Genomic DNA, 19,697 nt, shown 5'->3' with positions numbered 1-19,697 from the left:
TTCTTCGACTCCACGTCCTTCTCCAAGAGCTTCTCCCTGTACGGCGAGCGCGTGGGTGCGCTGTCCGTGGTGTGCGAGAGCAAGGAAGAAGCCAGCCGCGTGTTGTCTCAGCTGAAGATCGTCATCCGCACCAACTACTCCAACCCGCCCACCCACGGCGCCCAGGTGGTGGCCACCGTGTTGACCACCCCGGCCCTGCGCCAGCAGTGGGAACAGGAGCTGGCCGGCATGCGCAACCGCATCAAGGCGATGCGCACCGCGCTGGTGGACAAGCTGAAGGCCGCGGGCGTGAGCAAGGACCTGTCCTTCATCACGACCCAGCGTGGCATGTTCAGCTACTCCGGCCTCAGCAAGCCCCAGATGGAGCGCCTGCGCAGCGAGTTCGGCGTGTACGGGGTGGACTCGGGTCGCATCTGTGTCGCGGCGCTGAACGACAAGAACATCGGCTACGTGGCCGACAGCATCGCCAAGGTGATGTGACGCGGCCGGAAGGCGCGTGCTCACCCGACGAGGGGCCGGAAGGCCCCTTTTCGTGGCCTGGTTTATCAACTTACGGTTGATAAATGGCCGACACTGCGTCGCATGACATCCGCCGTGTCCGCCGGGCCCCACCCCGTCGCCCCCCAACGCTCCGCCGGCCTGCTGCTGGCCGTGTGCGCCGTCACCTTGCTGTGCACGGTGGGCATGGCCATGCCCTACCCCATCCTGGCGCCACTCTTCGTGGACGGGCCGGCCGACGGCTTCACGCGCTACGGCGGCATGGCCCCCGAATGGCTGCTCGGGCTGGCGCTGGCGGCCAACCCGGCGGGCATCCTGCTGGGCAGCCTGGTGCTGGGTCCGCTGTCCGACCGCCTGGGCCGCCGGCGCGTGCTCGTCACCACGCTGCTGGCCTGCGCCGCGGGCAACCTGCTGACGGCCTGGGCGCTGGCCGAGCGACAGTACCCGCTGTTCGTCGCCGCCCGTTTCCTCACCGGGCTGACCGAAGGGAACATCGCCGTGGCCCGGGCGCTGCTGGCCGACCACCACGGCGAGGCGACGCGCGTGCGGGCCTTCGCCTGGCTCAATGCCTGCCAGTACGGTGGCTGGCTGGTGGGGCCCTTGGTGGGCGGCCTCAGCCTGGCCCAGGGCGACGCGGTGCCGTTCGTGCTGGCCGCGGCCGCCATGCTCCCCTGCGCCGCCCTGGTGCGCTGGGCCGTGCCCGGCGGCCAGCCCGCCACGGCGGCCCCGGGCCGCACCTGCGTGCCGTCGGGCGGGCGCTCCACCCTCGGCCCGCTGCTGCACGACGCGGCCCTGCGTCGGCTGGCGGGCCTGCAGTTGCTCTATACCTGCGGCGTCACGGCGCTGTACGAGTACGCGCCGCTGTGGTGCGTCACCGAAGCGGGGTTCACCAGCACCGGCATCGCCTGGATCACGGCGGCGCAATGTGCCGCCATGCTGGCCGGGACCGCGCTCGCCGGGCGGCTGCCCTCGCACCAGCCGCTCGGCACGGCGGCAGCCGCCGCCGGCGCCGCGAGCCTCGGCCTGCTGGGGCTGGCCCTGCTGCCGGCACCCGCCGGCCTGGTGGCGCTGGTGGCGCTGGGCCTGCCGCTGGCCGTCTACAACGCCTTCCTGCCGGCGTGGGTGTCCCAGCGCTTCAGCGCGCACGGCCAGGGGCGCGTGATGGGCTTGCTGACCACGCTGTTCTGCCTGGCGAACGTGCTCACCGCCGTGGCGGGCGGCGCCCTGTCGCTGTGGGAGGTGCGCTGGGTGATGGCGGTGGGAGCCGGCTGCGCCCTCGCCGCGGCCCTCAGTCTCGCGGCGCTGGCCCGCGCCGGCACACGCCCGCCCGAGGGACAGCGCGCATGACCGCCGCGCCGGGCCCGTCGGCTGCGGAGCGCACCGCCGACCGCCTGCTGTTCCAGCTGAAGAGCCGCGGCCCGCAGGCCACGGCCACGCTGGCGGCCGCCTGTGCGCTCAGCCCCATGGGCGCGCACAAGCGGCTGCAGGCACTGGTCGCCGAGGGGCTGGTCGCCTGGCACGACGAGCCGCAGGGGGTCGGACGCCCGCGTCGGGTCTGGCGGCTCACGCCCGCCGGTCATGGCCGCTTCCCGGACCGCCACGGCGACCTGCTGGTGCAGTTGCTGGGCCACCTGCGCGCGCAATGGGGCGACGAAGGGTTGGACCGGCTGGTCACGGCGCGCGAGGTGGAGGCCGAGGCGGCGTACCGCCAGGCACTGGACCGCTGCGCCACCCTGGCAGAGCGGGTCCGTGCCCTGGCCGCGCTGCGCCATGAGGAGGGCTACATGGCGCGGGCCGAGGACGACGGCGCGGGCGGCTGGCTGCTGGTAGAGGACCACTGCCCCATCTGCGCGGCGGCCAGCGCGTGCCAGGGCTTCTGTCGCTCGGAGCTGGCCCTGTTCCAGCGGCTGCTGGCCCCGCATGCCCGCGTGGAGCGCAGCGAGCACCTGTTGGCCGGCGCACGACGCTGCACCTACCACGTGCGCCCGGCGCAGGCGGCGGGGCCATAAGCGGGGCGCTGCCCCGGCTTTTCCGGCGGCGCCCGGCCGCCCGGCCGCGTCCAATCGGGCGAACCGTGTTTGCACGTAGGCCACGCGTCAATGTTGCAGTGCACAATACCGACACCGCTTGTTTCATGCCGGGTGTCCCTGGACGGCACGCCACCTGCCTGCCGCCAACGCCCTCTGCCGGAGCCTTCCATGCTGTATCAGCTGTACGAAACCCAACGTGCCCTGATGGCGCCTTTCGCCGAATTCGCCAGTGCGTCCGCGAAGCTGTACAGCCATCCCCTGTCGCCGTTCGCGCACACGCCCCTGTCGTACCGACTGGCCGCGGGCCTGGACCTGGCGCACCGCCTGGCCAAGGACTACGAGAAGCCGGAGTTCGGCATCCAGAGCGTGCGCGTGGACGATGTCGACGTGGCGGTGCAGGAACAGGTGGCGGTGGACAGGCCGTTCTGCCGCTTGATCCGCTTCAAGCGGTTCACCGACGACGCGCGCGCGCTGACTGACATGAAGGCGCAGCCCACGGTGCTGGTGGTGGCGCCCTTGTCGGGCCACCACTCCACCCTGCTGCGCGACACCGTCAGGAGCCTGCTGCAGGACCACAAGGTGTTCATCACCGACTGGACGGATGCGCGCATGGTGCCGCTGGACGCCGGCCCCTTCCACCTGGACGACTATGTCGAATACGTGCAGGAGTTCATCCGGCACATCGGCCCCGAGGTCCACGTGATCTCGGTGTGCCAGCCCACGGTGCCGGTGCTGGCGGCGGTGTCGCTGCTGGCCACCCGGGGTGAGTTCACCCCCCGCACCCTCACGATGATGGGCGGCCCCATCGACGCGCGGAAATCGCCGACGGCGGTGAACAACCTCGCGATGAACAAGAGCCACAGCTGGTTCGAGAACAACGTGATCTACCGGGTCCCGCCGCATTTCCCCGGCGCCGGCCGGCGCGTCTACCCCGGTTTCCTGCAGCACACCGGCTTCGTGGCGATGAACCCCGACCGGCACCTGAACTCGCACTACGACTACTTCCGCGACCTGATCCGCGGCGACGACGACTCGGCCGAGGCGCACCGCAAGTTCTACGACGAGTACAACGCGGTGCTGGACATGCCGGCCGAGTACTACCTGGACACCATCAAGACCGTGTTCCAGGACTTCGCCCTGGTCAATGGCACCTGGCACGTGCGCGACCAGCTGGTGCGGCCGCAGGACATCCGCACGAGCGCCCTGCTGACGGTCGAAGGCGAGCTGGACGACATCTCCGGCGCTGGCCAGACGCGTGCCGCCCACGGCCTGTGCACCGGCATCCCCAAGGACCGCCAGTTCCACTACGACGTGGAAGGCGCTGGCCACTACGGCATCTTCTCGGGCCGCCGCTGGCGCGAGAAGGTCTACCCGGAGCTGCGCGCGTTCATCGCCCGCTTCGACCGGGAGGCGGCCGGCCAGGAGCTGCTTGCGGCGCCCGCGGCGCGGGGGGCGCGCCGGGCGCCTGCCCGTCGGCGCAGCTGAGGCCGGACCTCAACTCCCGCCCGGCATGGTCGATATACCGACCATGCCCGACCTCCGCGGCCCGCCTGGCCGCCCTCACCGCCCTGTCCGGCGCACGCTGGGCCTGCTGACCGTCGCGTGGATCGCCGGTCTGGCGGCGTGCGTGCTCGGCGCGTCGCTGTCCACACCGGCCCAGGCCGCCACGCCGGCCCTGCAGGTGGTGACGGAGGAGCTGCCGCCGTACAACATGACGCGCGACGGCCGCCTCACCGGCATGAGCACCGAGGTGGTCCAGGCGGTGCTGAAGGACGCCGGCATCGAGGCCCCGTTCCAGTCGCTGCCGTGGGCCCGCGCCTACGAGATGGCGCAAAGCGGCGAGAACGTGCTGATCTACTCCATCGCGCGCACGCCGCAGCGCGAGAAGCTGTTCAAGTGGGTCGGCGCCATCGCCCCCACCCAGTGGGCCCTGTACGCCCGCGCCGACCGCGGCATCGTGCTGCACACGCTGGACGACGCCCGCGGCTACCAGATCGCCACGGTCAACGAGGACGTGGGCGAGCAGTACCTGGTGCAGAAGGGCTTCGTCATCGGCCGCCAGCTGCAGTCCAGCAACCGCTACGAGTTCAACCACGAGAAGCTGCTGCTCGGGCGGGTGGACCTGTGGATCTCCAACGAGCTGAACGCCGCCTGGCACATCCGACAGGCGGGTGGGCGCCCGGGCACCGCCATCGTCAAGGTGCTCGACCTGCCGGACGTGGGCAGCAGCGGCGGCGTCTACATGGCCCTGAGCGTGCGCACCTCGGACGCCGTCCTGGAGCGCCTGCGCCGCAGCCTGGAGCACATCCGCCGCAACGGCGTCTACGACGACATCCGCCGCCGCTGGCTCTGAGCTCCCATGAACAGCGCGCCCCAGCTCGATTCCGTGTGGCCCGAGGCCGCGCCGGTGCCCAGGCCCAGGCGCGGCTCGCTGGCGCGGCGCATGGTGCTGGCCACGCTGGTGTTCGGCCTGGTCTTCACGGTGGTGGCCGTGGGGGTGCGCATGTGGTCCGCCTGGCGCACCCATGTGGACGCCATGACCACCGAGCTGGGTCTCATCGACCAGGTGTTCCAGCGCACGCTGGCCAAGGCCGTGTGGGAGATGGACCGCGACTCCGTGCGTACCCAGCTGGACAGCGCGGCCAACGTGCCGGCCGTGGGCGCCATCGAGCTGCGGGTGGACCAGCCTCCCCTGCCCACCCAGGTGCAGCGCGCGGGCCGCGCCCCGGCGCAGGGCACCACGCTCGCGCCCACGCTGCGCCGCGAGCTCAACTACGAGCCCTACCCCGGCGCCGTCAACCGCCTGGGCGAGCTGGTCATCATCGGCGACGAGCGGGTGCTGTGGCATCGCCTGCGCGACGAGGCCGCGAGCATCGTGCTCACCCAGGCGATCCAGACCCTGCTGCTGGCGGGCCTGGTGATGTGGATGTTCAACCGGTCGGTCACGGTGCACGTGCGGGAAGTGGCGCGCCACCTCGGCCGCCTGACACCCGCCCGCCTGAGCCAGCCGTTGCGCCTGGGGCGGCGGCGCAACGCGGGCGATGAACTGGACCTGCTCGAGTCGGGCGTCAACGACCTGCAGGACAAGCTGTCGCGCTACCTGGACCGCCAGCAGCGCTTCGAGCAGGACCTGGCCGCCCACCGCGACCGCCTGGCCGAGCTGGTGGCTGAGCAGACGGCCGAGCTGGTGGCCGCCAACCAGCGCCTGGAGGACCTGTCGCGCAGCGACCCCCTCACCGGCCTGGCCAACCGGCGGCACTTCGACGAGACCAAGGAACTCGAGTTCCGGCGTGCCCAGCGCACCGGCCAGCCGCTGTCGGTGCTGATGTGCGACGTGGACCACTTCAAGCACTACAACGACGTCTACGGCCATGCGGCCGGCGACCAGTGCCTGATGGCCATCGCGCGCGTGCTGCGCGACAACTTCGCCCGCGCCGGTGAGCTGGTGGCGCGCCTGGGCGGCGAGGAATTCGTCGTCCTGCTGCCCGGCGTGGACCTGCCGCGTGCGCGCCAGGCCGCGGAGCGCCTGCTACGCCGCCTGCAGGAGCAGGCGCTGCCGCACCAGGGCGTGGCCACCGCCAACCACGTCACCATGAGCGTGGGCGCCGCGGAGTTCGACCCCGAGACCATGGACCGCTTCGACCAGCTGCTGTCGCGCGCCGACCAGGCGCTGTACCGCGCCAAGGACAACGGCCGCCACCAGGTGGCCGACTGAGGAGAACCGCATGCGAGGCCTGCTTTCCTTCGCCCTGCTCTGTGCGTCGCTCCACACCCCGGAGGCCGTCGCCGCCGACGGCACCCCGCCGGGCAAGCCGCCGCGCATCCAGGCTGTGACGGAGGAGTCGTCCTACACCTACCTGGCCGGCGGCAAGGTGGGCGGCCCCGCCACCGAGATCGTCGAGGCCAGCCTGCGGCGCGCCGGCCTCGCCGACTACCGCATCGGCCTGTACCCGTGGGCGCGTTCCTACGACATGGCGCTGCAGGAACCGAACACGCTGATCTACCTGATCGCCCGCACGCCTGCCCGCGAGGAGCTCTTCAAGTGGGCGGGCGAGTTCCTGCGCATCGACTACCACCTCTACAAGCTGCGCGCCCGCACCGACGTGGACGTGCGCCGCCTGGACGACGCCCGCCCGTACACGATCGGCGTGATGCGCGATGACGTGCGCCACCAGTACCTGCAGTCGCGCGGGTTCAGCCGGCTGGTGATCTCGGCGCGCAACAGCGACTCCCTGCGCATGCTGCTGGACCGTCGGGTGGACCTGCTGCCCCTGCCGGAAACCGACATGGAGCGCTTCTGCCGCGAGGCCGGCGTGGACCCGGCGCGCCTGCAGCGCGTGCTGACGCTGGACGAGATGAGCACCGGCATCTACATGGCCTTCAGCCGGGGCACGGACGACGCTGTCGTGGCGCGCGCGCGGGCGGCCTTCGAGCAGCTCAGGCAGGACGGCACGGTGGCTCGGCTGATGCAACGGCGTCGCTGACGCGGCGGCGGGATAATCACGCGGGTGAAGCCGACGCCCCCGACGCCGGCGGCCGCGGACCGCGCCGAGCTGGCGCGCCGCGTGGACGCCGCCCTGCCGCAGACCCAGTGCACCCGTTGCGGCCACCCTGACTGCCGTGCCTACGCCGACGCCATCGCCGCCGGCGAGGCGCCGATCAACCGTTGCCCGCCGGGCGGCGCCGAGGGCATCGTGCGCCTGGCGGCGATCACCGGCCAGCCGGGGCAGCCTCTGGACCCGGCGCACGGCACCGAGGGCCCGCGTGCCGTGGCCATCATCGACGAGGCCTGGTGCATCGGCTGCACGCTGTGCATCAAGGCCTGCCCGGCCGATTGCATCGTGGGCACCCACAAGCGCATGCACACCGTGATCGAGGCCGAGTGCACCGGCTGCGAGCTGTGCCTGCCCGCCTGCCCGGTGGACTGCATCCGCCTGGCGACCGTGACCGGCGCGGCCACCGGCTGGGCCGCCTGGAGCCCAGGGCAGGCCGACTGGGCGCGCGAGCGCTACGCCTTCCGCCGGGCGCGCCTGGCACGCGAACAGCGCGAGCACGATGACCGCCTGGCGGCCAAGGCCGCCATGAAGCTGGCCGACCTGCCGCAGCACACGCGCCACACCGACCCCGCCGTCATCGACCGCAAGCGCCAGGTGATCGAGGCGGCCCTGGCGCGCGCCCGGGCGCGGTGTGCCGCCGAGGACCGCTGACGCCGTGGCACCGGACCGCATCGAGCGCCTGTTCGCCACCCTGCGCGAGGCCAACCCCCACCCGGAAACCGAGCTGGCCTTCACCAGCGTGTTCGAGCTGCTGGCCGCGGTGCTGCTGTCCGCGCAGGCCACGGATGCCAGCGTGAACAAGGCCACCCGGGCCCTGTTCGCCGCCGCACCGACCCCGCAGGCCATGCTGGCACTGGGCGAGGACGGTGTCGCAGCGCAGATCCGCACCATCGGGCTGTACCGCACCAAGGCACGTCATCTGGTGCAGACCTGCCAGCTGCTCGTGGAGCGTCATGGCGGCGAGGTGCCGCGCGACCGCGAAGCCCTGGAGGCCCTGCCCGGCGTGGGCCGCAAGACGGCCAACGTCGTGCTCAACGTGGCGTTCGGCGAGCCCACCATGGCGGTGGACACGCACATCTTCCGCGTGAGCAACCGCACCGGGCTGGCCCGTGGCGCCAGCCCGCTGGCGGTGGAGCAGGCCCTGCTGCGCTGCGTGCCCGACGCCTACCGCGTGGACGCGCACCACTGGCTCATCCTGCATGGCCGCTACATCTGCCAGGCGCGGCGCCCGCGCTGCGGAGCCTGCCGCGTGCGGCCCTGGTGCGAATTCGAGGCCAAGACCGATGCGGTCTGACCGCCTGCGCGCCTGGCTGGTGGCGTGCGCGCTGGGGGCCGCCGCCGTGGGGGCCCCCGCCCAGCCGGTGAGCGTGGTGGACGACAGCGGGCGCACCATCACCCTGCCCGCGCCGGCACGCCGCGTCGTCACGCTCGGCCCGCATCTCACCGAGCTGGCCTTTGCCGCAGGGGCCGGCGCGCAGGTGGTGGGCGTCAGCCGCTACAGCGACTTCCCCGAGGCAGCGCGGCAGCTGCCCATCGTCGGCGATGCGGTGGCCGTGCAGCACGAGCAGATCGCCCGCCTGCGTCCCGACCTGGTGGTGGTGTGGCGCAGCGGCTTCCCGGAGCGGGCCCGCGCGCCGCTGCGGGCGCTGGGCGTGCCGGTGTACGACAGCGAGATCCGCAGCGTGGCGGACATCGCGCACAGCCTGCGGCGCCTGGGCGTGCTGACCGGGCATGCCGCGACCGCCCAGGCCCAGGCCGCGCAGGTCGAGGCCCAGTGGCGTGCCCTGCAGCAGGCCCACGCCGGCAAGCCGCCGGTGCGGGTGTTCTACCAGCTGTGGCACCAGCCGCTCATGACGATCAACCGCGACCACCTGATCCACCAGGCCATCACCGCCTGCGGCGGCGTCAACGTGTTCGCCGAGCTGCCGGCCCTCACGCCCACGGTCAGCTGGGAGGCCGCCGTGCAGCGCAACCCGCAGGTGATCGCGCTGGCCGGCGCCCCTTCCGACCACCCCGACATGGGCCAGTGGCCGCGGTTCCCGGCAGTGGAGGCGGTGCGGGAAGGCCGGTTCGCCCTGCTCGATGGCGACCTCATCGGCCGCATGGGGCCGCGCTTCGTGCAGGGCGCGCAGTCCCTGTGCCGCGCCATCGACGCGGCACGCTGACCTGCTGCCGCCCGCCCACGGCCACGAACTGGGCCGCCGGGCGCCGGCTTTTCCCGCCTTCTGGGCCGGGTGGCGCGTCGAACAATTTGTCTCATGTTCGAGCCCGTTCGTTCCGATGTCCACGGCATGAACCCGTCGCGCCTGTGGCGCCGCTGGTGGCCGGGGCGCGCCGCGCGTGCCAGCGAGCTGCCCGTGCGCACCACCGTCATCCCGCCCAGCCCATGGGGCCAGGCCGAGCCCGTGTGGCGCTCGCTGTGGTCCTGGCTGCGCGACGCCGACGCGCCCGCCCAGGGCGTCCAGCGCTCGCTGGAGCTGGCGCGCGTGGCGTTCGCCGCGGCGCTGGACGACATCCCGGCGGACGACGCCGTGGACCTGCGCCGGCGCGGGCGCAGCGCCCGCTCGCTGCGCGAGCTGTGGCACCTGCGCGCCGAGCTGTACGGCGTGGTCGCCCGGCACCGCAGCCAGGCCGAGGCGGACCGGCGCATGGGCCTGGTCAACCTCCATTTCCCGAGTTCGGCGCGGCCCGCCACGGGGGCCGCCCCCGCCCCTGCCCCCGCGCCGGCCCCTGCCGGCGAGCCGCATTGAGACCCGTCCTTCCCTTCTTCTACCCTCCCCTGCGATGACACAGCCTTTCGACGACACGGTGGCCGGCCCCATGACCGACCACGCGCCGGCCGGCATCGGCCTGCCGCAGGACCGCGCTGCCCGCCTGGCCGCCCGCCGCGCCTTCGTGGACATGAAGCTCATCTTCCTGCGCGCCACCGAGCCGCTGGAAGGCCGCAAGGGCGACTGGCTGCGCCAGCAGGTGCGGCGGGCCGATGACCCGCTGGAGCTGTGGCTGCTGCGCGGCCCCGTGCTCAGCGCGCTGAGCAGCGACGAGCACCGCCACCGCGGCCTGCGCGCCGAGCTGTACCGCACGCTGGACCGCATCTTCCCCGAGGCCTTTGGCTTCGAGCCCGACGCCAGCCTGCCGCCCACCCTGCCGGTGCCCTGGGACGCGCTGCTGCCGTCCGCCCCGCGACACGCCGCCGGCTGGGCCTGAGCCCCTGATGGCCGCGCCCCCCGATGCACAATCGGGGCGTGAACATCATCATCCTCGACGACTATCAGGACGCCGTCCGCAAACTGAAGTGCGCGTCCCGGCTGCAGGACCTGAACGCCAAGGTGTTCACGAACACCGTCAAGGGCCTGGGACAGCTGTCCATCCGCCTGCGTGATGCCGAGGTGCTCGTGGCCATCCGCGAGCGCACGCAGTTCAACCGCCAGTTGCTCGAGAAGCTGCCCAAGCTGCGGCTCATCGCGCAGACCGGGCGCGTCGGTCCCCACATCGACGTGGACGCCTGCACCCGGCTGGGCATCGCCGTGGCCGAGGGCGTGGGCTCGCCGCACGCCCCGGCCGAGCTCACCTGGGCGCTGATCATGGCGGCCATGCGGCGGCTGCCCCAGTACATCGGCAACCTCAAGCACGGCGCCTGGCAGCAGTCGGGGCTCAAGTCGCAGTCCATGCCGCCCAACTTCAGCATCGGCATGGTGCTGCGGGGCAAGGTGCTCGGCATCTGGGGCTACGGCAAGCTCGGCGAGCTGGTGGCGGGCTACGGCCGCGCCTTCGGCATGGACGTGCGCATCTGGGCCAGCGACGGGTCTCGCGAGCGCGCCCGCCAGGACGGTTATGCGGTGTTCGATTCGCAGGAACAGCTCTTCGAGCAGAGCGACGTGCTGTCGGTGCACCTGCGCCTGTCGGACCGTACCCGCCACGTCGTCACGCTGGCCGATCTCGGCCGCATGAAGACGACGGCGCTGTTCGTCAACACCTCCCGTGCGGAGCTGGTGGAAGACGCCGCCCTCGTGGCGGCCCTGAACCGCGGCCGCCCCGGCATGGCGGCGGTGGACGTGTTCGAGAACGAGCCCATCCTGCAGGGCCACCCCCTGCTGCGCCTGGAGAACGCCGTGTGCACGCCGCACATCGGCTACGTCGAGCAGGACAGCTACGAGATGTACTTCGGCGCCGCCTTCGACAACGTCGTCAACTTCGTCAACGGCCAGCCGACGAACATCGTCAACCCGGATGCGCTGAAGGTCCTGCGGTGAGCCCGGACGGGCGAGGGACGGCGTCCTATTCGTTGTTGTTCGGCAATTTCGCCATCGGCTGCGGCGTGATGGTGGTGGCCGGGTCGCTGAACGACCTGACGCGGGCGCTGGAGGTCAGCGTCGCCGTGGGCGGCCAGCTCATCACCGCGGCGGCCATCGTGATGTCGCTCGGCGCGCCCCTGCTGGCCGCCTGGCTGGGTGGCATGGACCGGCGGCGGCTGCTCACTCTGGCGCTCGCCTGGTATGCCCTCGGGCACGCCGTGAGCGCCGTCGCTGCCGACTACACGGCCCTGCTGCCGCTGCGCGCGGCCTGCATGCTGGCCGCCGCCGTCTTCACGCCGCAGGCCGCGGCCGCGGTGGGCTGGCTGGCGCCACCCGAGCAGCGCGGCCGGGCCATCACCTTCATCTTCCTGGGCTGGAGCGTGGCCTCGGTGTTCGGCATGCCGCTGCACAGCTACATCGGCGAGGCCTTCGGCTGGCGCTGGGCCTTCGGCCTGGTGGCGGCGCTGTCGGCGGGCGCCGCCGTGTGGGTATGGCGGGCGCTGCCCGACGGCATCCGCCCACCGGCCATGAACTTCCGGGCCTGGCGCGAGGCCCTCACCCACCCGGGCCTGATGGCCGTGGTGGGGGTCACCGCCCTGGGCGGCGCCGGGCAGTTCACGCTCTTCGCCTACTTCGCGCCCTACTACCGCCAGGTGCTGCAGGCGGAGCCCGCCACGATCAGCGCCTTGTTCATGTGGTTCGGCGCCTTCGGCCTGCTGGGCAACGTGCTGCTCTCGCACCACGTCGACCGGCTGGGCGCGGGCCGCGCGGTCGGCCTGTCGCTGGCCGCCATCATGGCGTCCGTGCTGCTGTGGCCGCTGGGCACGTCGCCGCTGCTGCTGGGGCTGATCCTGCTGCCGTGGGCGCTGGGCGGCTTCGCCTCGAACTCGGCGCAGCAGGCGCGGCTCGGTGGCGCCGCGCCGGCCCTGGCCCCGGCGCTGATGGCGCTGAACACCTCGGCCATCTACCTGGGCCAGGCGCTCGGTGCGGCCGGGGGCGGCGCCATGATGGCGGCCAACGAGGCCGCCGGCCGCGCCACCTTCGCCTGGCTGCACGCGGTGGCGCTGGGCTGGCTGGTGGCGGCCTGGCTGCTCAGCCGCTGGGCCGGCCGGGCACTGCAGCGCGACACCTCCCTGCGATCGCCGGCCGCGCAGGACGGCCGCTTGCGTGGCTGACGGGGCGGCTGCCCCGGCGCGGCCGGCGCCGGCCGGCTGCACGGATCTCTTCCTGGCCTTCAGCCGCCTGGCCCTGCAGGGCTTCGGCGGCGTGCTGCCCATCGCCCAGCGCGAGCTGGTGGAACGCCTGGGCTGGCTGACGCGGGAGGAGTTCGCCGAGGCGCTGTCGGTGGGCCAGGTGCTGCCGGGGCCCAACGTGGTGAACCTGTCGCTCATGGTGGGCGACCGGTACTTCGGCCTGCGCGGCGCGCTGGCGGCACTGGCCGGCATGCTGGTGCTGCCGATGGCGCTGGTGCTCGTCATGGCCGCCGTGCATGGCCAGCTGGCCGACGTGCCGGCCGTGGCCGGCGCCGTGCGCGGCATGGGCATCGTGTCGGCCGGCCTCATCTTCGCCATGGGCCTCAAGCTCGTGCCCACGCTGGCCGGCCATCCCCTGGGCCGTGCCGGCTGGGTGGCGGTGTCGGCTGCCGTGCTGCTGACGGTGGCGGTGTGGCGCTGGCCCCTGGTGGCCGTGATCGCCGGCGTGGGCGGGCTCAGCTGCGCGCTCACCGCCTGGCGCCTGCGGCGCACCGCGGCCGATGGGGGCGGACGATGACCGACCTGCTGGCGCTGTTCGGGCACTGCCTGCTGCTGAGCCTGCTGGCCATCGGCGGGGCGATCGCCACCGTGCCCGACCTGCAGCGCGTGGTGGTGGTGGAACACGGCTGGCTGGACGCCGGCCAGTTCACCGGTGCGGTGGCCCTGGCCCAGGCGGCGCCGGGGCCGAACCTGCTGTTCGTGGCCGTGGTGGGCTACCAGGCCCTGGGGCTGCCGGGTGCGCTGGCCGGCATGGGCGGCATGCTGCTGCCCAGCACGGCGCTGACGCTGCTGCTCACGCGCTGGGGCCAGCGCCGGCGCGACAGCCTGCCCGTGCGCGCCTTCGTGCGCGGCATGGCGCCGGTCACGCTCGGCCTGGTGCTCACGTCCGGCCTGCTGCTGGCGGCACCGGTGATGCGCGAGCCGCCGGCCGTGGCGCTGTTCCTGGCCAGCGCCCTGGTGGCGTGGCGCACGCGCTGGAACCCACTGTGGCTGTTGGCGCTGGGTGGGCTGGCGGGGGCGATCGGGGGCGTGTAGCTGTGGCCGGAATGCGACGACGCGCCTTGCGGCACATCATGTCTCTTGAATGCTAACGCGAACCGTTCGCATTTGCGTGTAGAGTGTGATCAGACGTTGCCGCGGCCTTCGTGCGCCGCCGGCACGGCCGACCCACCCAACCCACGCAGTCCCCATGAAGAACACCTTTGCGCGCAGCGCCTGCGCCCTTGCCGCCTGCGCCGCCCTCGGCCCCACCCTCACGCCCGCCCAAGCGCAGGATGCGACGCAGGCCGACACCGCCCCCACCCAGACCATCGAGGTGGTGGGCAAGCGGCAGAACCGCATCTCCAAGGGCGCCACCGGGCTGCCGCTGGCCATCAAGGACACTCCCCAGTCGATTAGCACGCTGGACAGGGAGGACCTGGAGAACTACGGCGTCACGGGCTCCAACGACGCGCTTCGCCTGGCCACCGGCATCAACGTTGAGCAGTACGAAACGAACCGCGCCACGTTCAACTCTCGCGGCTTCGATGTGCAACTCACCCAGATCGATGGCCTCGGCATGTCCAACAGCTGGGGCACGGTGGTTGGCCAGCAGGACACGTTTCTGTTCGACCGCATCGAGCTCATCCGCGGCGCGAACGGTCTGCTCACGGGCGTGGGCAACGCATCCGGCACGATCAACTACGTGCGCAAGCGCCCCACCAACAAGGACTTTGGCGAGATCGCCGTGGCCGGCGGCTCGTACGACGCCGTGCGGGCCACCGCCGACGTCAACAAGGTACTGACCGAGGACGGCGCCTGGGCCGGCCGAGTGGTCGTGGCCCATGACGACAAAGGCTCCCACCTGCGCGCGCTCCACGACGAGCGCACCAGCCTTTACGCGGTCGCCGACGGGCAGATCGGGGACAACGGCGTGTTGACGATCGGTCTGACTCACCTCAACCACAAGCAGCAGTCCCCGATGTGGGGCTCCCTGACGCTTTGGTATACCGACGGTACGCAGGCCGACTTCGACGCGTCCGCCTCCACGTCACAGGACTGGACGCGCTGGGACACGAAGTCCGACAGCGCGTTCATCGAGTACAGCCACGCGCTGGGCGCCGACTGGGAAGCGAAGCTCACGTACTCCCACACCCGGGCCGAGGAAGAGACCCGCCTGCTTTACGCCTACAGCGCCACGGGGGCTGGCCTCAACCCGGACGGGACCGGCCTGTCGGCCTGGCCGTACGCGAGCTACACGACCACCGAAAACAACCTGGTCGACGCGAACCTGACCGGTTCCTTCCGCGCCTTCGGCCGCAAGCACACAGTGATTGCCGGTCTGAGCCACTCCAAGCAGAAGACGGTGACCGATGTCTTCAGATTGCCCCTGGACTACAGCTGGCCCGGTCTGCCGTCGTTCCCGTACGACGGCGACGTCTATCCGGAGCCCGTGTGGGGACCGCGGGAAGCCGAATCCACCGGCGAGCAGACGTTGACGCGGTTCTATGCGGCCGCCCATCTCAGGTTGACCGACGCGCTGAAGATCGTGGGCGGCTTGAACGCCATCGAGTTGCGCCGACTGGGCAGTTCGCGCTACGGCACCTCGGGCGATCTGGGTGACTCGACGCTGTCCGAGGTCAGTCCCTATGTCGGTGTCACCTATGACGTCACGCCGGAAGTCTTGGCCTACGCGTCGTACTCCGACATCTTTCTGAACCAAGAGCAGCGCGATTTCGACGGCCGGGTGCTTGATCCGGTCCAGGGTGTCAACGTCGAAGCGGGGGTCAAGGCTGAATGGCTGAACCAGCAGTTGCTGACGACCCTGTCCGTGTTCAGCGCCGAGGCATTGGGGCAGGCCGAGGAGGCGGGCCAGCATACCGATCCTGACCATCCTCGCAGCGGGCAGTACTACTACGTTGCCAAAGACGTGAAATCCAAGGGCGTCGAGTTGGAAGTGGTTGGCAAGCTGGGCCGCCACGACAAGGTGGCCATGGGCTTCACACGGCTGGACATCTCCACTCCCGACGGCGTGGACAACCCGTGGATTCCCCGCACCGTGGTCAACGTCCGCTACGACGCGGCCTTCTCCGCGCTGCCCGCGCTGAAGGCCGGGGTAGCCGCCCGCTGGCAGTCGGATGTGACCACGCGCAACGGCCTGGTCAAGCAGGACGCCTTCCTGCTGGCCCACGGTTACGTCGCCTACGACGTGACGGACCGCAGCACGGTGCGCCTGAATGTCAACAACCTGTTGGACAAGAAGTACATCGGTGGCTTGGCCTACGATGGCGCGATCTATGGGGCGCCGCGCAACGCCACGGTGTCGGTGAACTACAAGTTCTGATCCCAGGGGCGCAGCACAAGGCGCCGGCGGGCTCTGTGCCTGCCGGCGCCTTCATGCGTTCGCCGGCTACCGCGGGTTCTCGAAGAACACGTAGGCGTTGAAGTCGCCCACCTCGAAATACACGCGCTTCTCGCCCTCGTCCACCTGGCCGTTGAGGTTCTCGTCCAATACGCCGTAGCCGTAGCGGTAGCTGCGCGGCGTGCCGCCGTCACTGGTGCCGAGTGCGGTGGAGAGCTTGTCGATCCGCAGGAAGCGCTTGACCACCTGGTGGCCGGCGTAGACCTCCAGCACGCCGTCGGTGCCGGTCCAGTTCTGGATGTCGCGCTTGATCTGGTTCTGCTGCTCCTGGGTGCAGCCGGCCAGCAGCACGGCACCGGCCACGGCCACGGCGCCGCCCAGGCGCGGCGCGTGCAGGCGGCTCATACGGTGCTCTCGTCCTTGGTGCCGAAGATCTTGTCCCCCGCGTCGCCCAGGCCCGGGATGATGTAGCCGTTGGCGTCCAGGTGGCTGTCGATGGCGGCCGTCCAGCAGCGCACGTCGGGGTGGGCCTTGTCCAGCGCGGCGATGCCCTCGGGCGCGGCCACCAGCACCAGCGCGCGGATGTCCTTGCAGCCGCGGCGCTTGAGCAGGTCCACCGTGGCGATCATCGAGCCGGCCGTGGCCAGCATGGGGTCGATGATCAGCGCGGTGCGCTGCTCCAGGTGGCCCACGAACTTCTCGAAGTAGTGCTCGGGCTGCAGCGTGTCGTGGTTGCGTGCCAGGCCCACCACGCTCACCTTGGCGTTGGGCACCATGTCGAGCACGCCTTCCAGCATGCCCAGCCCGGCCCGCAGGATGGGCACCACCGTCACCTTGCGGCCGGCGATCTGCTCCACCTCGGTGGGGCCGCTCCAGCAGCTGATGGTGACGGGTGCGAGGGGGAAGTCCGCCGTGGCCTCATAGGCCAGCAGGCGCGCGAGCTCGCCGGTGAGCTCGCGGAACTTCTTGGTGGAGATGTCCGCCTCGCGCAGCAGGCCGATCTTGTGGCGCACGAGGGGGTGGGTGACGGCGATGGTGGGCATGGGATAACCGGGTGTGGGCTGCGGTCAGCAAGGCAGCCAGTGTAGTGAGCCTCAGCCCGCCGCCAGCAGCACCGGCAGCACCCCGGCCGCGGTGCCGCGCACGATCTGGTCGGCGTCGCCGTCGATCTCGCTGGGGTGCGGGTTGACGATGGCCACCCAGGCCCCCGCGCGGCGGGCGCGGGCGGCCAGGCCGGCGGCGGGCCAGACGGCGCCGGAGGTGCCCACCACCAGCATCAGCTCGGCCGCGTCGGCGGCCGCTTCCGCGGCGTTCAGGGCGGCCAGCGGCAGGTTCTCGCCGAACCACACCACCGCCGGGCGCACCAGGTTGCCGCATTCGTTGCAGTGCGGCGGCTGGCCGGGGCGGGCCCAGTCCGTGTCGCAGGGCGGCCCGCCGCGGCGTGGGCAGGGGTCGAGCCACTGGTCGGCCAGGATGTCGCCGTGCAGGCGGATGGTGTCGGTGTGGCCGGCACGCTGGTGCAGGTCGTCCACGTTCTGGGTGATGACCGTCAGCCGCCCGGGGTGGCGGCGGGCGTAGTCGGCCAGCGCGCGGTGGCCGGCGTTGGGCTCGGCCTGCCGCACGCCCTCGCGCCGCTCGGCGTACCAGGCCCACACGCGTGCCGTGTCGGCGCGGAAGCCCTCTTCGCTCGCCAGCGCCGCGGGATCGACGCGCGACCACAGGCCGGTCATGGCGTCACGGAAGGTGGGGATGCCGCTTTCGGCGGACATGCCCGCCCCGGTGAGCACCACCAGGCGGCGGGCGCGATGGAGGCGGGACTGGAGCTCCTCGAGTTCGATGTGCTCGGTCAGGGACATGGCGAGGGGCCTTCGACAGGCTCAGGCCGAACGGATGGGGTGTGGCTGAGAGGGGCCTTCGACGGGCTCAGGCCGAACGGCAGGCGTGGGCTCGGGCCGAACGGCGGATGATCAGGTGGACCGGGCCCGGCGTTGGCGGCGCGCCTCGTACAGGCACACGCCCGCGGCCACCGACACGTTCAGGCTCTCCACCGCGCCGGCCATGGGGATGCTCACCAGCTGGTCACAGGTGGTGCGCGTGAGCTGGCGCATGCCCTTGCCTTCGGCGCCCAGCACCAGGGCCACGGGGCCGCTCAGGTCCACGTCGTAGAGCGTGGCCTCGGCGTCGTCGCTGGTGCCGATGATGCGGAGGCCGCGCTCCTTCATCTCGTTCAGGCTGCGCGCGAGATTGGTCACCATCAGGTAGGGCACCGTCTCGGCCGCCCCCGAGGCCACCTTGGCCACCGTGGCGTTCAGGCCCACCGCGTGGTCCTTCGGCGCGATCACGGCATGCGCGCCGGCGCCGTCGGCCACGCGCAGGCACGCGCCCAGGTTGTGCGGGTCGGTCACGCCGTCCAGCGCCAGCACCAGCGGCGGGTCTTCCCGGGCGGCTTCCACGCCTTCCAGCACCTCGTCCAGCGAGTGGGTGGCGGGCAGCGGGTCCACGCGGGCCACGACGCCCTGGTGGCGCGGGTTGCCGGCGAGCTTGGACAGGCGCGTGTCGTCGCTGTCGATCAGCCGCAGGCCGGCCTCCTTCACGCGCTCGACGAAGCCGCGCATGCGGGCGTCGCGGCGGGTGGTGTCGACATGGACCTCGTGGATGGAGGTGGGGGCCGTCTTCAGGCGGACGGTGACGGCATGGAAGCCGAACAGGATGCGGTGGGCCATGGGCCGAGCGTACCAGCCACCGTGCGCGACGCCGCGGACCCGTCCGCCCGAGGTTTCAGTCTTGCCGATTTAAATGATACTATTGGCCCAAGTATCATTTTGAGGTGGCCAGTGTCTCCCGTGCCCCAGTCCCCCCGCCCCGGCGACGCGACCTCCGCCGCGGCCCCCGTCCGCCCGGACGCGCCGCCGCCGCCCTGCGGGGCGTGGCCCGACCCGTTCCTGCGCACGGTGGAGCTCCTAGTCGCCCTGCTGGAATCACGTGAGTGGGCAGTGGCCGGCCACGCGCGCCGGGTGGGCCGGCTCGCCCGCCGCATGGCCGCCCAGCTGGGCCTGGGCGCCGAGGCGCAGCGGGACATCCACCTCGGGGCCCTGCTGCACGACATCGGGGCCGTGGCGCACCCAGAGCGCCCGGGGCAGCCCGGCCGCCAGGGCCACGCCCTCGCCGGAGAAACCACCCTGATGCCGCTGATGGACCTGCCACCCGTGGCGTGCATGGTGCGGCAGCACCACGAGCACTGGGACGGACAAGGCCTTCCCGACGGCCTCGCGGGCGATGCGATCTGCCTCGGCGCGCGCTTGATCGCCGTGGCCAGCGACTGGGACCGCCTGCTGCAGGGCAGCGGCGCCGAGCGCCCCATGCCGCCCGAGCTGGCGCGACGCCACCTGCGGGTGGGCTCGGGCAGCCGCTACGACCCCGCGGCGGTGCAGGCGCTGATGCGGGTGCTGGATGAGGATTCCGGGCGCCAAGTCGATGACCACCGGCTGGGTTTGCGCCAGCTGCAACCCGGCATGGTGCTGGCGCAGGACCTGCTGTCCAGCCGCGGCGTCATGCTGCTGCCGGCGGGCTACACCTTCGAGGCCGGAGTGATCCGCCAGCTCACCGAGTTCGCCCGCCGCGAGCAGCTGTCGTTGAGCCTGCATGTCCGGGCGCACCCACCGGGCGCTCCGCCGCTGTCCCTGCCCCCCGTGACTTGACCGCGCGGCAGGCGCCGGTCTGCCCGC

General features: G+C 72.0%; 22 protein-coding genes. 18 read left to right on the top strand and 4 right to left on the bottom strand.

Annotation, left to right across the window (positions count from 1 at the left end; genetic code table 11):
- From ACE3UN_RS17145 to ACE3UN_RS17065, 17 genes are all read left to right on the top strand, one after another.
- On the top strand, positions 1-480 hold a 480-nt coding region (locus tag ACE3UN_RS17145), incomplete at its 5' end, for an aminotransferase class I/II-fold pyridoxal phosphate-dependent enzyme (RefSeq protein ID WP_374676200.1).
- A gap of 102 nt (positions 481-582) precedes the next feature.
- A complete protein-coding gene (locus ACE3UN_RS17140) occupies positions 583-1,845 on the top strand; it encodes an MFS transporter (protein WP_374676199.1) in 1,263 nt (420 codons plus the stop codon).
- Positions 1,842-2,507, top strand: coding sequence for a helix-turn-helix transcriptional regulator (locus tag ACE3UN_RS17135; RefSeq protein WP_374676198.1), 666 nt, complete (start codon positions 1,842-1,844; stop codon positions 2,505-2,507). The genes ACE3UN_RS17140 and ACE3UN_RS17135 overlap by 4 nt, the downstream gene beginning before the upstream one ends.
- A 189-nt stretch (positions 2,508-2,696) precedes the next feature.
- Complete coding sequence (locus ACE3UN_RS17130) at positions 2,697-4,013, top strand: polyhydroxyalkanoate depolymerase (protein WP_374676197.1); 1,317 nt, start codon at positions 2,697-2,699, stop codon at positions 4,011-4,013.
- Positions 4,014-4,056: 43 nt separating this feature from the next.
- On the top strand, positions 4,057-4,881 hold the full coding sequence (locus ACE3UN_RS17125) for a substrate-binding periplasmic protein (protein ID WP_374676196.1): 825 nt from the start codon (positions 4,057-4,059) through the stop codon (positions 4,879-4,881).
- Positions 4,882-4,887: 6 nt separating this feature from the next.
- Positions 4,888-6,243 (top strand): diguanylate cyclase domain-containing protein, encoded by a 1,356-nt coding sequence (locus ACE3UN_RS17120; protein ID WP_374676195.1) that lies wholly within the window; start codon positions 4,888-4,890, stop codon positions 6,241-6,243.
- Between the two features lie 10 nt (positions 6,244-6,253).
- The gene (locus ACE3UN_RS17115; RefSeq protein ID WP_374676194.1) at positions 6,254-7,012 is read left to right on the top strand and encodes a substrate-binding periplasmic protein; all 759 of its coding nucleotides are present in this window, start codon (positions 6,254-6,256) and stop codon (positions 7,010-7,012) included.
- A 24-nt stretch (positions 7,013-7,036) separates the two neighbouring features.
- A complete protein-coding gene (gene rsxB, locus ACE3UN_RS17110) occupies positions 7,037-7,735 on the top strand; it encodes an electron transport complex subunit RsxB (RefSeq protein ID WP_374676193.1) in 699 nt (232 codons plus the stop codon).
- A gap of 4 nt (positions 7,736-7,739) precedes the next feature.
- Complete coding sequence (nth, locus tag ACE3UN_RS17105) at positions 7,740-8,378, top strand: endonuclease III (RefSeq protein WP_374676192.1); 639 nt, start codon at positions 7,740-7,742, stop codon at positions 8,376-8,378.
- Positions 8,368-9,249: a cobalamin-binding protein gene (locus ACE3UN_RS17100; RefSeq protein ID WP_374676191.1), complete on the top strand. Its 882-nt coding sequence runs from the start codon at positions 8,368-8,370 to the stop codon at positions 9,247-9,249. Before nth ends, ACE3UN_RS17100 begins: the two co-directional genes overlap by 11 nt.
- A gap of 93 nt (positions 9,250-9,342) precedes the next feature.
- Positions 9,343-9,834 (top strand): hypothetical protein, encoded by a 492-nt coding sequence (locus ACE3UN_RS17095; protein ID WP_374676190.1) that lies wholly within the window; start codon positions 9,343-9,345, stop codon positions 9,832-9,834.
- Positions 9,835-9,868: 34 nt separating this feature from the next.
- Complete coding sequence (locus tag ACE3UN_RS17090; RefSeq protein WP_374676189.1) at positions 9,869-10,291, top strand: hypothetical protein; 423 nt, start codon at positions 9,869-9,871, stop codon at positions 10,289-10,291.
- Positions 10,292-10,329: 38 nt separating this feature from the next.
- A complete protein-coding gene (locus ACE3UN_RS17085) occupies positions 10,330-11,337 on the top strand; it encodes a D-2-hydroxyacid dehydrogenase family protein (RefSeq protein WP_374676188.1) in 1,008 nt (335 codons plus the stop codon).
- Positions 11,338-11,372: 35 nt separating this feature from the next.
- Positions 11,373-12,554, top strand: coding sequence for an MFS transporter (locus tag ACE3UN_RS17080; protein ID WP_374676187.1), 1,182 nt, complete (start codon positions 11,373-11,375; stop codon positions 12,552-12,554).
- Positions 12,547-13,149: a chromate transporter gene (locus ACE3UN_RS17075; protein ID WP_374676186.1), complete on the top strand. Its 603-nt coding sequence runs from the start codon at positions 12,547-12,549 to the stop codon at positions 13,147-13,149. Before ACE3UN_RS17080 ends, ACE3UN_RS17075 begins: the two co-directional genes overlap by 8 nt.
- Positions 13,146-13,667 carry a chromate transporter gene (locus ACE3UN_RS17070; RefSeq protein WP_374676185.1) on the top strand — a complete coding sequence of 174 codons (522 nt, stop codon included), beginning with the start codon at positions 13,146-13,148 and terminating at the stop codon, positions 13,665-13,667. The genes ACE3UN_RS17075 and ACE3UN_RS17070 overlap by 4 nt, the downstream gene beginning before the upstream one ends.
- 154 nt (positions 13,668-13,821) lie before the next feature.
- Positions 13,822-15,954 (top strand): TonB-dependent siderophore receptor, encoded by a 2,133-nt coding sequence (locus ACE3UN_RS17065; protein ID WP_374676184.1) that lies wholly within the window; start codon positions 13,822-13,824, stop codon positions 15,952-15,954.
- Positions 15,955-16,020: 66 nt separating this feature from the next.
- Here ACE3UN_RS17065 and ACE3UN_RS17060 read toward each other — a convergent pair whose 3' ends face one another.
- The 4 genes from ACE3UN_RS17060 to rlmB all read right to left on the bottom strand — a co-directional run bounded on the left by ACE3UN_RS17060 (position 16,021) and on the right by rlmB (position 18,695).
- Positions 16,021-16,377 carry a hypothetical protein gene (locus tag ACE3UN_RS17060; RefSeq protein WP_374676183.1) on the bottom strand — a complete coding sequence of 119 codons (357 nt, stop codon included), beginning with the start codon at positions 16,375-16,377 and terminating at the stop codon, positions 16,021-16,023.
- Positions 16,374-17,015, bottom strand: coding sequence for a uracil phosphoribosyltransferase (upp, locus tag ACE3UN_RS17055; protein ID WP_374676182.1), 642 nt, complete (start codon positions 17,013-17,015; stop codon positions 16,374-16,376). The genes ACE3UN_RS17060 and upp overlap by 4 nt, the downstream gene beginning before the upstream one ends.
- Positions 17,016-17,066: 51 nt before the next feature.
- Positions 17,067-17,828 (bottom strand): NAD-dependent protein deacylase, encoded by a 762-nt coding sequence (locus tag ACE3UN_RS17050; protein ID WP_374676181.1) that lies wholly within the window; start codon positions 17,826-17,828, stop codon positions 17,067-17,069.
- Positions 17,829-17,939: 111 nt separating this feature from the next.
- Positions 17,940-18,695: a 23S rRNA (guanosine(2251)-2'-O)-methyltransferase RlmB gene (rlmB, locus tag ACE3UN_RS17045; protein ID WP_374676180.1), complete on the bottom strand. Its 756-nt coding sequence runs from the start codon at positions 18,693-18,695 to the stop codon at positions 17,940-17,942.
- A gap of 120 nt (positions 18,696-18,815) precedes the next feature.
- On the opposite strand from rlmB, the gene ACE3UN_RS17040 reads away from it, so the two are divergent.
- Entirely contained in the window at positions 18,816-19,670 is an 855-nt protein-coding gene (locus ACE3UN_RS17040; protein ID WP_374676179.1) for an HD-GYP domain-containing protein, read from the top strand.
- The last annotated feature ends 27 nt before the right edge of the window (positions 19,671-19,697 follow it).

Origin of the sequence: Ideonella sp. (assembly GCF_041918995.1) — a bacterium.
Classification (GTDB): domain Bacteria; phylum Pseudomonadota; class Gammaproteobacteria; order Burkholderiales; family Burkholderiaceae_C; genus Ideonella.
This window is presented reverse-complemented; position numbering and strand designations above follow the sequence as displayed.

What these genes read in the sequence shown, in the direction of transcription:
- ACE3UN_RS17060 (WP_374676183.1), bottom strand. Translation starts at nt 16,377, where the DNA reads ATGAGCCGCCTGCACGCGCCGCGCCTGGGCGGCGCCGTGGCCGTGGCC.
- ACE3UN_RS17125 (WP_374676196.1), top strand. Translation starts at nt 4,057, where the DNA reads ATGCCCGACCTCCGCGGCCCGCCTGGCCGCCCTCACCGCCCTGTCCGG.
- ACE3UN_RS17115 (WP_374676194.1), top strand. Translation starts at nt 6,254, where the DNA reads ATGCGAGGCCTGCTTTCCTTCGCCCTGCTCTGTGCGTCGCTCCACACC.
- ACE3UN_RS17140 (WP_374676199.1), top strand. Translation starts at nt 583, where the DNA reads ATGACATCCGCCGTGTCCGCCGGGCCCCACCCCGTCGCCCCCCAACGC.
- rlmB (WP_374676180.1), bottom strand. Translation starts at nt 18,695, where the DNA reads ATGGCCCACCGCATCCTGTTCGGCTTCCATGCCGTCACCGTCCGCCTG.
- ACE3UN_RS17135 (WP_374676198.1), top strand. Translation starts at nt 1,842, where the DNA reads ATGACCGCCGCGCCGGGCCCGTCGGCTGCGGAGCGCACCGCCGACCGC.
- ACE3UN_RS17065 (WP_374676184.1), top strand. Translation starts at nt 13,822, where the DNA reads ATGAAGAACACCTTTGCGCGCAGCGCCTGCGCCCTTGCCGCCTGCGCC.
- ACE3UN_RS17100 (WP_374676191.1), top strand. Translation starts at nt 8,368, where the DNA reads ATGCGGTCTGACCGCCTGCGCGCCTGGCTGGTGGCGTGCGCGCTGGGG.
- ACE3UN_RS17095 (WP_374676190.1), top strand. Translation starts at nt 9,343, where the DNA reads ATGTTCGAGCCCGTTCGTTCCGATGTCCACGGCATGAACCCGTCGCGC.
- upp (WP_374676182.1), bottom strand. Translation starts at nt 17,015, where the DNA reads ATGCCCACCATCGCCGTCACCCACCCCCTCGTGCGCCACAAGATCGGC.
- ACE3UN_RS17130 (WP_374676197.1), top strand. Translation starts at nt 2,697, where the DNA reads ATGCTGTATCAGCTGTACGAAACCCAACGTGCCCTGATGGCGCCTTTC.
- ACE3UN_RS17120 (WP_374676195.1), top strand. Translation starts at nt 4,888, where the DNA reads ATGAACAGCGCGCCCCAGCTCGATTCCGTGTGGCCCGAGGCCGCGCCG.
- ACE3UN_RS17070 (WP_374676185.1), top strand. Translation starts at nt 13,146, where the DNA reads ATGACCGACCTGCTGGCGCTGTTCGGGCACTGCCTGCTGCTGAGCCTG.
- ACE3UN_RS17090 (WP_374676189.1), top strand. Translation starts at nt 9,869, where the DNA reads ATGACACAGCCTTTCGACGACACGGTGGCCGGCCCCATGACCGACCAC.
- ACE3UN_RS17050 (WP_374676181.1), bottom strand. Translation starts at nt 17,828, where the DNA reads ATGTCCCTGACCGAGCACATCGAACTCGAGGAGCTCCAGTCCCGCCTC.